Here is a 14273-nt window from a genome sequence, read left to right as displayed (position 1 = left end):
GAGTACCATCAACGTTGGGAAGTCGAGAATACGATTGACGAACTCAAAGTACATCTTCTCGGACGAAAAACTCATATTCGTTCTCAAAAGCCACGAGAGGTGGTGCAAGAAGTTTACGGTTTGTTATTAGGACATTGGGCTATCCGGTTGTTAATTTTTCAAGCTGCAAGCAACGCAAACATTTCACCCTTACGTGTAAGTTTCACAGGAACATTACGAGTTGTTCGTCGCGCCCTTCCCAAATTCCAGCGCTTACAACCACAAGAACTTCCCTTTTTTTTAGTTGGTTAACAGTGGAGATTCTTGACCAACTTTTACCTGAAAGGGTTCATAGAAACAACCCAAGGGTTGTGAAAAAGCCTGTATCAAAATTTCGCTCGAAAAAGGTTAAACACAGAGGTACTGGAACAATAACCAATCCTCCTGTGTTTGTTGTTTCAAGCACTGCATAGCCTTAACTGAACCGTATTGAAATATAGGGGCGCAAAGTCTTGCGCCCCGTCAGCTATATATCAATTGTTTTAGGATTTCGGTTGTGCAGCTTGTCTAACAACTTGTTCATCAAAGCCTAACGCTTGAGCTATCTGCTCAATACTTAAACCCAACGCTAATAACTGTGGTATCGCTTCTAACTTAGCTTCTTGTCTGCCTTCTTGTTTACCTTCTTGTTTACCTTCTTCAAAAACATCTTGGTAGAATCTAGTTTGCCTTAACTCATTTTCTCCAAACATTTTTTTTATCTCCTCTCGGCTCAATCGCGGCAACTTGTAGATTAATATCGTCTCTATTAAGCTAAGCGAAGTTTTGGTCTTAGCGCACTCTATTGTTTTAGGGGTTCGATTGTATAGCTTGCCTAACAACTTGTTCGTCAAAGCCTAACGCTTGAGCTATCTGCTCAATACTTAAACCCAACGCTAACAACTGGGGTATCGTTTCTAACTTACCTTCTTGTCTACCTTCTTGTCTACCTTCTTGTCTACCTTCTTGTCTGCCTTCTTGTCTACCTTCTTGTCTGCCTTCTTGTCTGCCTTCTTGTTTACCTTCTTGTCTACCTTCTGCAAAAACATCTTGGTAGAATCTAGTTTGCCTTAACTCATTTGATCCAAACATTTTTCCTATCTCCTCCTGGCTAAATCGCGGCAACTTATAGATTAATATCGTCTCTATCAATTGTATAATTTCTCTGATAGTAGCGACATCTGAAATTTGCTGTCGGGCATTGTTGACTATTTCGATAGCTTTTGTTGTCGCAGTTGATTCGGGTTCGATGATGAGTTTAACTGTCTCTATGCCGATTGATGATGCCTCAATTGAGCTTAATTCGTCAAGATACACACAAGTCACTCGTTGTGAGTTGAGTAATTCTGTATATCTTTCGGTATCTCCATTATCAACGCTGCGGTTGGGGAAGATGACAACACCACGCCAATTGTTAGTTAATTCGGTTTTGTCGAGATAGTTAAAGATTTCAGTAAACAAACGCGAGTAGAATTTTTTATCTGGTTGAAATTGGACTTCTGCAAAATAGATGGGTAATTCTGCTGCATTTGGAAGGAAGACGCCATCGATTCTAAATGCAAGTTGTTTGACCTCTACTGAAGAAAATTGATAAGCACTAGCTAGTTGCGGCGGTTGGTTAATTAGTTCAAAGAAAGTGCTGGGGATACTTTGAAAGATCCGATAAAAGATACTGTCTGTTTTCAAGGGAGCTAGTTTTACAGTTGATGAACATATTTTACACTTTGACGATCGCGTGGTGACTCTTTAGACTATACGAAAGTTGGCTGGTAAGATACTGCATATATGTATGTCAACAATTCAATAAAGAATATTTGAATTGTGTTAGGTGACGATACAAAAAATATTTAAATAATATTAGGTGTTTAAAACTGACATTAATATTGGCAATTTCCCTATAGATTTTTAGAAATAGGGTGTTTTATAGTAAAAAGATTGATTCATTTGTTGGGCATAGGGCATCAAGAAGGGGATAGAGTTTATGAACTGTCTTTTGTCTCCTATCCCTAATGTCAGACAAAAAAGGGGAATTCTGCCTAAGGGACTCGAAGCCTGCGTAAATCAGTATGGCCCGTGATGAGATGCGATCGCGTATCTCTATCATTCGTGGGCGTTGACAGACTCAATTCCCAATTGGCTAGAGTACGGCAGAGTTATGACCCTTAGCATTACAGATTCAGCAGTGAAGGCTGCGATCGCAGCAGTTGCGTCGGAGTCAGCCTCAGCAGAGGAAAAAATCCAAATGCTGATCGAGATAGCGCAGGGTTTTCAAAAAAAGCCCAAAACTGCCCAAGACTTGCGGAATGCAGTTGGTTTATATTACCGGGCATATCAGATGTGTGGTGAAGAGTATCCCCTACTGAAAGCCAGGGCGCAAGTGGGGATGTCAGGAACGTTACAGGCAATACCGGATGTTGAGTACCAACTGCTGCTGCAAGCGAAAGTCGGTTATGAAGAGTCGCTACCAATTTTACAGCAATTAGCCTCACCAGAGGAAGTGGCAGAAACGCAGATGAATTTTGGGCTGGTGTTGCAGTCGCTTGTACCATTCAATTTGGCACGGATAACTGACAGCATCCAAGCTTATCATGAGGCGTTGCGGGTGTTTAATTGGGAAAATTACCCGCAGGAATACGCGATTTTGTATAACAATATTGCGATCGCTTACCTTTCTATGCCCTTAGCATCAGAACGGGAATACTTGCGTCAAGGGTTAGCAGTGCAATCATTTGAAGTGGCGCTAAAGCATATTAATTTGATTGATCATCCCAGAGAATATGCCATGTTGCAAAACAATTTGGGTAACGCTTTGCAATACTTAGTGAGTTCCCATCCTGTGGAGAATAATTTAAGAGCGATCGCAGCTTACGATGAAGCGCTAAAAGTCCGTAACTCCAAAGATACACCTCTAGAGTATGCTAACACAATTTCTAACAAAGCCAACGCTCTATTCAACTTACCAGACGAGCAGGAAAAACCAGAAGTTGGTAATCCTAAAAATCTTTCGCAAGCGCGTATCTACTATCAGGACGCTTTAGAAATATTTACCAAATACCAACAAATTGGACAAGCAGAGGTAGTAGCCCAAGCGCTACAAGATGTAGAAGCGGAAATCAATGGTTAGGAGTTATGAATCTAATTTACTTCCTAACTCTTCACTTTAATCAGGAGGACAAAACAGCATGAGAGATATTTTGACCAGCACTACTTTAAGAGATTTTCTTACAAGTTTAGCAGATGGCGACTTAAATATAGCAACAGAATTCGTGTGGGTAATAATAGCAACAGCCTTGTCTATGATCGGCGGTGCAATTGGTGGAATGCTGTTAGCTGGAAAAGATATAGGCTATCAGTTTTCAGCAATGCTTGGTGCATTATTTGCCCCTGCTGGTGTAATTCCCGCCATCCTTTTAGGGCTTACTATCTTAAATTTATTGACCAATTATTAGGAGAAAATATGTTAGAGATCGGATGGTTTTCTGCCAAGTTATTTTTTAAAGGAAAGCTACTACGCGACCCGATGTATTTTGTCAAGCAAACTACTATTGGTATTGCTGTAGGTTTCTTCCTGTTAATGTTACTCGCACAAGCCCCAATTCCCTTCTACTTACCAATAACATTATCTAGCTTAGTGACAGGCATGATTATGCCATTTCTCCTCAAAGATTTCAAAATGAAGTGAATTGTCCTTTGTAAATAACTGATGACCAATGCCTAAGTAGGTATAATTAGTAGGGTGTGTTACTAATGCCTGATGTCCCATGCTCAATTTTGGATTTGCAATTTTACATTATTCAATCCAAAATCTAAAATCCAAAATCTAAAATTCTTCTCCCCCATGTCCAACCTTGAAGAATTAGTTCAGGAAATTAACCGCTTTGAGGCAATTATATCTGAGTGGGATGAAAGCCAACGGTGCGTAGCAGTGGGTTTAAAAAGAGCAATTGAAGCTTTACATAAAGCTGCATTGACTAATTTGATTAAAAGTCTAAAACAAGAATCAATGTCAGCTTTGCGTCATGCTGTTGCTGATGAAGTAGTTTATGCAGTGCTACTGTATCACGAACTAGTCAAACCACCAAAACCACCATTAGCACAACGCATTCAGACAGCCCTTGAAGAAGTTCGCCCAGGTTTAAAAAGCCATAATGGGGATATAGAACTAGTGGCAATTAAACTACCAGATACAGTAGAAGTCAAATTAATCGGAACTTGCAGCAGTTGTCCGGCTTCTACTTTGACTTTATCTCAGGGAGTAGAACAGGCAATCAAAAACCATTGTCCTGAAATTACCAAAGTGGTTGCCGTCAATAACAACCCTAGTGTTAACAACGCGAATTCTGGTTTAATAAGTCCATTTTCTTCAAAAATAACTTCTACTTGGATCAAAGTAGCAACTATTGATCAAGTTCCTGAATTTAGTGTATTGGCAGTACAACTTTCTGGTAATTTACTTATTTTACATCGTCAAGGTGTAACGGTAAAATGTTACCGTAATGCTTGCACTCATCTAGGATCTACCCTAGAAGAGGGTAAGGTTGAAAATGGTATTATTACTTGTCCTTCCCACGGATTTCAGTACAAGTTAGAAACAGGTAAATGCTTAACTGCACCCGATGTTTCGCTTCAGTCCTATCCAGTAAAGATTAAAGACGATAAGGTTTTTGTCAAACTGCAACAATCATGATGCGAGGGTAACATATCAGCAAATATACTTGGCGATTAGGAACTGGAGTTTAGACTAAACCATGAAAAACGACCCAGCACGGCTGAGTTAATAACAGACTGAACAAACTTTGATATTAAACCGCAATAGCTGGTTCTTTCCGTGGCTTTGTTGCCCGTTTTTTAACAGTGGGATATCGGTTTTTACGGTTACGAGGTTTTCCTGATTTCCAGCCTGGTGACTTTCCGCGAGGTTTGGGTGGAGTGGCTGGTGTACCAATCGCCGCTAAAACTCCCCCCATAGCTTGGGCGACTCAACGAGCGAGTCAATTTATCGAGGGATTTCTGCCAGGGTAAAGGGTTGTCAGCAACAATATCACGAGCTAACCACAACTCCCAAGTTATCAGAGGCATTAAATCACTCCACCTCTCACATTGCTTAGGAGTACTCAGCTTTGGAACAGTCCAATGTAAGCGTTGTTTCAAAAAACGATACCAGTGGTCAATGGTAAAGCGACGTAGGTAAAGTCGCCAAACTTCTTCTAAGGTCGGCATTTGTTCTCCGACCCATGCTAACCATAAAGGTTTGGATACTCTCAAGTTACCTTGAGCATCGAGACGTTCAACCCTCAAGACTAGCATCGGGCGTGTAGCAGCCTTACGGAAATGCAAATTTTTCCACAGGCTAATACGCACCCGTCCCAATTTCGGATCATTCTCTTCCAAAATAGATGCCACTTCACCCCATGTTGCGGGTTCATTAAGTTGAAATTTAGCACCATGCTTTTTCGGACGACCCTTACCAGAATAAGCTTCAGGTTCGCCCCATAAACAAAGGTTTGAACGCAATCGGACTAGAATATCTACTGGAATATCGGTAGTCTTTAAGACAAATGGCGCACACCCATATTCACTATCCCAAACGGAAATTGCTCTGCTGGGCAGATGTTCACATACCTGTTTTAATTGCCAAACTGCTTTTTCAATCGGATTTTCCCAACTGGTGATCCGCTCATGTCTCAAGGGTAATGCCCAACTACCTGAATCCTCTGGTATCCAAGCAATTGTACTGTATCCTTGACCAATGGTAATAGGTTTATCTCCCGCTATGAATGTCCCACTATGCTCATAAGTTCTCTCTTGTAGGGTTACTGCATCTGGGCGTGACCAGTTTGTGTGATCTCCTGCTAACAACGGTCGCCCCTCTGCTGGTATTTGTTTGATATATAGCTGCATCAATTTCTGTCTCTGTGGTCTGCTATCTTGTAAGGCTTCATAGATGCTTGGCCACTTGCGTCTGAATATTGGTGATAAGGATAAGTCTGCTAAAGAATAAACATTGCGGGTCAGCAATATGGCATCTGTTAATTCAAAAGTTGCGTCTTTGGCTCTACCTAAATATTTGTAGGCTACTTGACGAAACTCTTCAAGTCTGGCATTTTTCATGTTGGTAGGTGAGTAATGGTAGTTCTTTTCTCACCTTCTACCAAAAAGGGGACTGTATTCAATCAGACACCCCTTTTTTCTTGCTCATTATCTGATAATGATAATCGAATAAGGGGGGTGGGAGAGAAACGAGCGTCGCTCGTTTCTCTCCCACCATTTTCATGATTATCATTATTGTAATATTTTCTTGGCAAACATACTACACAATAATTGTTCAAGGTCGCGGATGCTTTGAAGCTAACAAGATAATATTTTTAACCTCTAATTCCATTTGGTTTGCGTTCTCTCATATCGCTTTTAGTCTAAACTCCAGTTATATAGTGTGCGCCTAATTAGCTGAATAAAAAGACTCTTCCTGGTTTTACTATGCAAAACCTTCCCTCTTCGACTCAGAGAGTGACAGACTTGAACTAAAGTTTAAAGCAGGCAGAGGTTTGTCAAACTCACGTTAATTTGAAATAAAAACATAATGTAAAATTGTTACTGTTGTTACACGCTGTTAAACATTAATGTTTTTAAATAATTATCAGCGTCTATCTGCGGTTCATGGATATCCCAATCACAATTAATCCCATATCACAATTACCGCCAGAAGCAACAGAAATCTCTCAAGAATTATCTCTATCACCTCAAGGTGCAGAGGTAATTTTAGGCAACATTATTGGACCACAACAATTAGTGATACCTGTAGCACCCAGTGCCACAACAATGTTTGGGCCTCGTGCTGCTTGTTTGTTATCAGAAACAGGCCCATTGTGGGTATCAGATACGGGACATCATCGATTATTGGGATGGCAGAATTTACCCACAAGAGATAGTCAACCTGCTGATTGGGTAATTGGACAACCTGACTTTTATTCTGAGGGACAAAATGCTAAAACTACACCGGGAAGAGCAACTTTAAGTGTACCAACAGGGATTTGTCCTTGCAGCGAAGGATTAGCTGTAGCAGATGCTTGGAATCATCGGGTTTTGATTTGGAAAAACTTACCAGAAGATAGCAATGTTCCAGCCGATTTGGTGTTAGGGCAAGTTAATTTTACCGATAACGAACCAAATCGGGGAAATCAAGCAGCGTCTGCTAATACAATGCACTGGCCTTATGGTGTTTTCTATCATCAAGGACGGCTATTTATTGCTGACACAGGTAATCGAAGGGTATTAATTTGGCATCAATTACCAACAGAAAATGGTCAACCTGCTGATTTAGTTTTGGGACAACCTGATATGATATCTCGCAATGAAAACGGCGGTGCTTCTCCAACCGCAGCGAGTATGCGTTGGTGTCACGATATCACCTTTTGGGGAGATAATTTGGTTGTCACCGATGCAGGTAATCACCGGGTAATGATTTGGCAGGGAATGCCAACAGAAAATAATACCCCTTGTACAGTAGTTTTAGGACAAAAAAACTTTGATAGTGTGGAAATGAATCAAGGAGTTTATTTACCAAGTGCTAGTAGTTTGAGTATGCCTTATGGTGTGGGGGTGGCTGGGGATTGGTTAGTAGTTGCAGATACTGCTAATTCTCGTTTGTTAGGATGGAGAAAAGCAGAATCTATTCTATCATTACAAGGTGCGGCGGCAAATGGGATTGCAGGACAAATAAGTTTTCAAAATAAAGGTGAAAATCGTAATTTCGGACTGCCAAAACGAGATAGCTTAAATTGGTGTTACGGTATAAAAATTTGTGGCAATAGGTTGGTAATAGCTGATTCTGGAAACAACCGAATTTTGCTGTGGCAGTTTAACTATGCCGACTGAAGAAATTAGAGTTTGTGGTACTGTTCAAGGAGTAGGATTTCGCCCTACTGTATATCGTCTTGCTAAAGCCTGCGATTTGCATGGAGATGTTTGTAATGATGGCCAAGGTGTTTTAATCAGGGTATCTGGTAGTGAGGAAGCAATAACCGAATTTGTTGCCAGATTGCAAACAGAATGTCCACCGTTGGCAAGAATTAATCAACTAACAAGAATTATTTATGAAGGTGAATTGAAATTTGATAATTTTGTAATTTCTCCTAGTATCAGTAATGCCATTAAAACAGAAATTACCCCTGATGCAGCCACTTGTTTGCAATGTCAACAAGAAATATTCGACCCCTTTAGCCGCTTTTATCGCTATCCTTTTACTAACTGTACTCATTGCGGCCCCCGCCTGAGTATTATTCGTGCGATTCCTTACGACAGATGCAATACCAGTATGTCTGCGTTTGTGATATGTCCCGAATGTGCGAAAGAATACCACAATATCGAAAACCGCCGTTTTCACGCCCAACCTGTAGCTTGTCATGCTTGCGGCCCCACAGCTTGGTTAGAACGCGCTGATGGTAAATCGGTTACTGCTTCTATGTTCTCCATGTTGGATGATGTTGATGCCGTTTGTACTCTATTGCAAAAGGGTGAGATTGTAGCAATTAAAGGGTTAAGTGGTATTCATCTGGCTTGCGATGCAACTCAGGAAACTGCTGTCCAAAAACTGCGTCAACGCAAAAGGCGCTATCATAAACCCTTTGCTTTAATGGCGCGAGATATTGAAATAATTGAAGAATATTGCACAGTCAACGCTAAAGAAAAAGAATTATTGACAAGTCCTGCTGCACCAATTGTTTTACTACAAGCGTCAGATAAAAAACTACTAGCATTGTCAGTTGCACCAGGACAAAATACCTTCGGTTTCATGCTACCTTATACGCCCTTACATCATTTAATTCTGCGGCGGATGAATCGCCCAATTGTTTTAACAAGTGGCAATATTGCTGATGAACCACAATGTATTGATAATGATGAGGCAAGAGAAAAATTAGGGACAATTGCTGATTATTTTCTCTTTCACAATCGAGAGATTATTAATCGGGTAGATGATTCGGTGGTGAGAGTTATCGACGATAAAGTTCAAACAATTCGCCGTGCTAGAGGATATGCACCAGCACCGATTAGTTTACCACCGGGATTTCACAATGTCCCGCAAATTTTAGCAATGGGCAGTGAGTTAAAAAATACCTTTTGTTTGTTGCGTGAAGGAGAAGCAATTCTCTCTCAACATCTGGGAGATTTAGAAAATGCTGCGGCTTTCAATGCTTGCCAAGACACTTTGAATTTATACTTGAATTTATTTGAATATCAACCAGAAGTAATTGCCATAGATAAACATCCTGAATATCTTTCAAGCAAACTTGGGAAACAACTTTCGGACACAAATCAAATCAAAATTTATCAAATCCAACATCATCACGCCCATATCGCTGCTTGCATGGCAGAAAATGGTATTGCTTTAGATTCACCTCCGGTATTAGGCATTGCTTTAGATGGTTTAGGTTACGGTGACGATGGTAGACTCTGGGGGGGAGAATTCCTTTTAGGAGATTACCGTAAATTTCAGCGCCTAGCAACGTTTAAACCAGTAGAAATGATTGGTGGTGAACAAGCAATTTATCAGCCTTGGCGTAATACCTATGCTCAATTAATATCTGCTAACCTTTGGAATGATTGTCAACAACAATATGCTGATTTAGAAATTGTAAAATTCCTGAATAAAAAACCACTAAAACTACTTAATCAACTTATTGAGAAAGAAATTAACTCTCCTCTCGCTTCCTCAGTGGGGCGGTTGTTCGATGCAGTGGCGGCAGCTATGGGTATTTATAGAGATGAATGTAGCTATGAAGGACAAGCTGCGATCGCAATGGAAGCTATAGTAGATGTTAACAGCTTAAATAATCATAAAGAAACGCTAATATATCCTTTTATTTTTAGCTTTTCAGATAGTATTTATTGTATAGACCCGCGTCCAATGTGGCAAGCCTTGCTCGATGACTTACAGCAGCAGATTCCCCAACCAGTTATGGCTGCAAAATTCCACAAAGGTTTAGCGAATGCGATTGTGGAAATGGTTAAGCATCTTTGTCAACAAAATCTGATTAATCAGGTTGTCTTAACAGGAGGAGTATTTCAAAATTGTATATTGTTAGAGCAAGTTACCAAAGGATTACAAACATTGGGAATAAAAGTACTTACTCACAGGTTAGTTCCAGCTAATGACGGCGGGTTATCTTTAGGACAAGCAGTTATTGCAGCCGCACAATTAATACATGAGTGTTGATTTAGAAAAAGAATTTATCTCACGCAAAGGCGCAAAGGCGCAAAGAGAATAAAAATGTGCTTAGGAATTCCCGGACAAATTATAGAAATTACCAACGTTAATCATAAATTAGCCATTGTTAATATTGGTGGTGTTAAACGCGAAGTAAATATTGCTTGTATCGTAGATGAACAACATCCTGCCGAAGCTTGTATTGGTGATTGGGTATTAGTGCACGTTGGCTTTGCTATGAATCGAATTAACGAACAAGAAGCGGCGGAAACATTACAACTCTTCCAAGAATTAGCAGCAGCACAAGCAGGGATTAGTACTTAAAATAAGGGATTTTTTCACGCAGAGACGCAGAGGCGCGGAGAAAGAGTTTAAAACTAATGCCTAAAATTAACTGATATACTTCCTATGAAATATGTTGACGAATTCCGCGAACCGGAGAAAGCTGAAGCTATACGCCGCGAAATCGCCAAATTATGCAATCAGCTAGAAAAACCTATCAAAATCATGGAGGTATGCGGCGGACATACTCACTCTATATTTAAATATGGTATCGAAGAAATATTACCCGAAGCCATTGAACTAATTCATGGGCCTGGTTGTCCAGTATGTGTTATGCCAAAAGGGAGATTAGATGATGCGATCGCAATCTCCCAAAATCATAACGTCATTTTTGCCACCTTTGGCGATGCGATGCGAGTTCCCGGTTCCAAAACGAATTTACTGCAAGCTAGGGCACAAGGTGCAGACATCCGTATGGTGTACTCTCCCCTAGACAGCTTGCAAATTGCCAGAGATAACCCCGACAAACAAGTAGTTTTCTTCGCATTAGGCTTTGAAACCACAGCCCCCAGCACCGCCTTCACCATTCTGCAAGCAGCAGCCGAAGAAATTCATAACTTTAGTATGTTTTCTAATCACGTCCTCGTGATTCCCGCCCTCAAAGCCCTATTAGATAATCCCGATTTACAACTAGATGGATTTGTTGGGCCTGGTCATGTCAGCATGGTAATTGGCACTGACCCTTATGAGTTTATTTCCCAACAATATAATAAACCAATTGTCGTCTCAGGATTTGAACCCTTAGATATTCTCCAATCAATTTGGATGCTGTTACAGCAGTTAGTAGAAAATCGTTGTGAAGTTGAAAACCAATATAACCGAATTGTCCAAAAAAGCGGGAATCTAATAGCGCTGCAAGCCATAAATAAAGTTTTCGCCGTGCGAGATAGTTTTGACTGGCGCGGCTTAGGTGACATCCCCTATTCAGGATTAAAACTTAAACCTGAATATGCCCAATTTGATGCCGAACTTAAATTTACCATTCCTAATCTTAAAGTAGCTGACCATAAAGCTTGTAAATGTGGAGAAATCCTCAAAGGAATCTTAAAGCCTTGGGAGTGCAAAGTATTCGGTACAGCTTGCACACCAGAAACACCCATTGGTACTTGCATGGTATCTTCCGAAGGCGCTTGTGCAGCCTATTACAAATATGGACGACTCAAAAGAACAATCACCCAAAAACCAAAAATAACTCAAGAACCTCTCCCCGCCTGCGGCTTCTCCTCAGACTTATAATACTCCGCGTCCCTCTGCGCTTCCCTTTGCGTTCCTTTGCGTTAAAAAAAAGTATGAATGTATCCCCCACAAACTCAATACAAAATCCCCTCTTTCAAAAATTACAACAAGCCCCCCGTCGCCAAGGCAAAGTACAAGACACTCATATAACTCTCGCACATGGCAGTGGTGGTAAAGCCATGCGTGATTTAATAGATGATATATTCGTCAGCACTTTTGATAACCCAATTCTCTCCCAACTAGAAGACCAAGCCAGCTTCAACTTAGCCCCTCTCCTACAACAAGGAGACAGACTCGCATTTACTACAGATTCTTATGTTGTAGACCCGTTATTTTTTCCCGGTAGTGATATAGGAGAATTAGCTATCAACGGCACAGTTAATGATTTAGCTGTTAGCGGTGCTAAACCTTTATATTTAACTTGTAGCGTAATTTTAGAAGAAGGATTACCCGTAGAAACCTTGCGACGTGTCGCAGCCAGTATGAAAACAGCCGCAAAAAAAGCTGGTGTTCAAATTGTCACTGGTGACACAAAAGTTGTGCATCGCGGTGCTGCCGATAAACTCTTTATTAATACTGCTGGTATTGGTATTATCCCGCGAGGAATTAATATTTCCGCCCGCAATATTCAATCTGGAGATGCAGTAATAATTAATGGTGAAATAGGCAATCATGGGGCAGCGATTTTGATTGCCCGTGGGGAATTAGCCTTAGAAACTAATATTGAAAGTGACTGTCAACCATTGCATAGTTTAGTAGAAAATATTCTCAATATATGTCCCCAAGTTCACGCCATGCGAGATGCCACACGCGGAGGTTTAGCCACAGTACTAAATGAATTTGCCCTCAGTTCCAATATGGGAATTCGTCTCTACGAAGAATCTATTCCAGTGCGTGAAGAAGTCAACGGAGTTTGCGAAATTCTCGGTTTAGACCCATTGTATTTAGCTAATGAAGGTAAGTTAGTTGTAGTAGCACCAAAAGAGAATGCTGACAATATTTTATCAGCTATGAAATTACACCCGGCAGGCAAAGATGCTTGTATTATTGGCGAAGTTATTCCTTCACCCCCAGGTATTGTATTGTTAAAAACAGTTTTTGGTGCGGAAAGGATTGTTGATATGTTAGTAGGCGACCAATTGCCACGAATTTGTTAATAGATTTTATAATATGCACGAACTTGGAATTACCAAAAATATTGTAGCAATTGTAGCTGAACACGCTAGAGGTGCAAAAGTGCAGCGAGTTTCATTAGAAATTGGCAAACTTTCAGCCATTATGCCCGACGCTATCCGATTTTGTTTTGATATTTGCACTCAAGGTACAGTTTTAGTAGATGCAACATTAGAAATTTTAGAAATCCCAGGTTTAGCAAAATGTCGGCAATGTGGTGCAGAAATTTATCTAGATAAACCCTTTGGCATCTGTAACTGCGGTAGCGTGCAATTAGATTTAATTACTGGCGAAGAACTGAAAATTAAAGAAATAGAAATAGAGGAATTATGTGTGTAACTTGCGGTTGCTCTGATGATGGTGAAACTAAAATTACCAATCTGGAAACAGGTGAAGCTGAATATAAGCATTATCATCATACTCACGCTTTACCAGATGGAACTGTCATCACTCATTCTCATATAGAAGCATCGCAAATTCATGCTAAAATACACAACACAACAATATCCTTAGAACAGGATATATTAGCAAAGAATAACTTGATAGCTGCCCAAAATCGGGGATGGTTTAAAGGTCGAAATATTCTCACATTAAATTTAATGAGTTCTCCCGGTGCTGGGAAAACAACTCTTTTAACGCGAACCATAAATGATTTAAAGCATCAATTATCAATTAGTGTCATTGAAGGCGACCAAGAAACTACTAACGATGCCAAAAAAATTAAAGAAACAGGTTGTAAAGTCATCCAAATCAACACCGGAACAGGCTGTCATTTAGATGCCTCAATGATAGACAGGGGTTTACAACAACTCAATCCGCCGCTAAACTCAGTTGTGATGATTGAAAATGTGGGAAATTTGGTTTGTCCAGCTTTATTTGATTTAGGAGAAAATGCAAAAGTCGTGATTCTCTCAGTCACAGAAGGAGAAGATAAGCCGATGAAATACCCCCATATGTTCCGTGCTAGTGATATAATGATTATCACGAAAATTGATTTGCTGCCTTATGTATATTTTGATGTTCAAAAGTGCATAGAATATGCTAAACAAGTAAATCCCAAAATTCAAATTTTTCAGGTTTCTGCAACTACTGCTGCTGGATTAGAGAATTGGTATGCATGGCTAACTGAAAAGGTAACAAACTTGTCATAATTTTGAACGAACCGCCATGTAGGGTTTCGTAAAAAAGGACGCTTTAATTGTGGGTTTAGAGCCGCACTAATGTAAAAAAACTTGTGCCGAAATGCGTTGCACAAGATACACTTCTGCCTCCTGCCTTCTGAAATGTATCTTGGCTCAAC

13 protein-coding genes and 2 pseudogenes are annotated in these 14273 nt (G+C 40.3%); 12 read left to right on the top strand and 3 right to left on the bottom strand.

Going from position 1 to position 14273, the window contains the following annotated elements:
- Nucleotides 1-291 (top strand): annotated as a pseudogene (locus tag F8S12_RS22805) (IS4 family transposase); the annotation flags it as partial.
- A 230-nt stretch (nt 292-521) separates the two neighbouring features.
- Here the strand turns inward: F8S12_RS22805 and F8S12_RS22800 are convergent.
- Nucleotides 522-860 (bottom strand): Rpn family recombination-promoting nuclease/putative transposase, encoded by a 339-nt coding sequence (locus F8S12_RS22800; RefSeq protein WP_230968204.1) that lies wholly within the window; start codon nt 858-860, stop codon nt 522-524.
- Entirely contained in the window at nt 829-1704 is an 876-nt protein-coding gene (locus tag F8S12_RS22795; protein ID WP_196518575.1) for an Rpn family recombination-promoting nuclease/putative transposase, read from the bottom strand. The genes F8S12_RS22800 and F8S12_RS22795 overlap by 32 nt, the downstream gene beginning before the upstream one ends.
- A gap of 469 nt (nt 1705-2173) precedes the next feature.
- Here F8S12_RS22795 and F8S12_RS22790 point away from each other — a divergent pair, with 469 nt between their 5' ends.
- The 4 genes from F8S12_RS22790 (at nt 2174) to F8S12_RS22775 (ending at nt 4705) form a co-directional block, all read left to right on the top strand.
- On the top strand, nt 2174-3142 hold the full coding sequence (locus F8S12_RS22790; protein ID WP_196518573.1) for a hypothetical protein: 969 nt from the start codon (nt 2174-2176) through the stop codon (nt 3140-3142).
- A 58-nt stretch (nt 3143-3200) separates the two neighbouring features.
- On the top strand, nt 3201-3467 hold the full coding sequence (locus F8S12_RS22785; RefSeq protein ID WP_196518572.1) for a hypothetical protein: 267 nt from the start codon (nt 3201-3203) through the stop codon (nt 3465-3467).
- Between the two features lie 8 nt (nt 3468-3475).
- Nucleotides 3476-3700, top strand: coding sequence for a hypothetical protein (locus F8S12_RS22780; RefSeq protein WP_196518571.1), 225 nt, complete (start codon nt 3476-3478; stop codon nt 3698-3700).
- A gap of 156 nt (nt 3701-3856) precedes the next feature.
- Entirely contained in the window at nt 3857-4705 is an 849-nt protein-coding gene (locus F8S12_RS22775; protein ID WP_196518569.1) for a NifU family protein, read from the top strand.
- A gap of 115 nt (nt 4706-4820) precedes the next feature.
- On the opposite strand, the pseudogene F8S12_RS22770 reads toward F8S12_RS22775, so the two are convergent.
- Nucleotides 4821-6129 (bottom strand): annotated as a pseudogene (locus tag F8S12_RS22770) (NF041680 family putative transposase).
- A 546-nt stretch (nt 6130-6675) separates the two neighbouring features.
- On the opposite strand from F8S12_RS22770, the gene F8S12_RS22765 reads away from it, so the two are divergent.
- From F8S12_RS22765 to hypB, 7 genes are all read left to right on the top strand, one after another.
- Nucleotides 6676-7893, top strand: a complete 1218-nt coding sequence (locus tag F8S12_RS22765) for a hypothetical protein (protein WP_230968202.1) — start codon at nt 6676-6678, stop codon at nt 7891-7893.
- On the top strand, nt 7883-10231 hold the full coding sequence (gene hypF / locus F8S12_RS22760; protein WP_196518568.1) for a carbamoyltransferase HypF: 2349 nt from the start codon (nt 7883-7885) through the stop codon (nt 10229-10231). The genes F8S12_RS22765 and hypF overlap by 11 nt, the downstream gene beginning before the upstream one ends.
- A gap of 54 nt (nt 10232-10285) precedes the next feature.
- Nucleotides 10286-10546 carry a HypC/HybG/HupF family hydrogenase formation chaperone gene (locus F8S12_RS22755; RefSeq protein WP_196518566.1) on the top strand — a complete coding sequence of 87 codons (261 nt, stop codon included), beginning with the start codon at nt 10286-10288 and terminating at the stop codon, nt 10544-10546.
- Nucleotides 10547-10630: 84 nt separating this feature from the next.
- Nucleotides 10631-11800 (top strand): hydrogenase formation protein HypD, encoded by a 1170-nt coding sequence (hypD, locus tag F8S12_RS22750; RefSeq protein ID WP_196518565.1) that lies wholly within the window; start codon nt 10631-10633, stop codon nt 11798-11800.
- 53 nt (nt 11801-11853) lie between these two features.
- Complete coding sequence (gene hypE, locus F8S12_RS22745; RefSeq protein WP_196518563.1) at nt 11854-12957, top strand: hydrogenase expression/formation protein HypE; 1104 nt, start codon at nt 11854-11856, stop codon at nt 12955-12957.
- A 13-nt stretch (nt 12958-12970) separates the two neighbouring features.
- A complete protein-coding gene (locus tag F8S12_RS22740) occupies nt 12971-13312 on the top strand; it encodes a hydrogenase maturation nickel metallochaperone HypA/HybF (protein ID WP_196518561.1) in 342 nt (113 codons plus the stop codon).
- The gene (gene hypB, locus F8S12_RS22735) at nt 13303-14124 is read left to right on the top strand and encodes a hydrogenase nickel incorporation protein HypB (RefSeq protein ID WP_196518559.1); all 822 of its coding nucleotides are present in this window, start codon (nt 13303-13305) and stop codon (nt 14122-14124) included. The genes F8S12_RS22740 and hypB overlap by 10 nt, the downstream gene beginning before the upstream one ends.
- Nucleotides 14125-14273 lie beyond the last annotated feature (149 nt).

It is taken from the genome of Nostoc sp. WHI (assembly GCF_015714725.1).
GTDB lineage: Bacteria > Cyanobacteriota > Cyanobacteriia > Cyanobacteriales > Nostocaceae > Nostoc.
The sequence above is the reverse complement of the archived record's forward strand: the minus strand, read 5'-3'. Positions and strand labels throughout refer to the sequence as shown.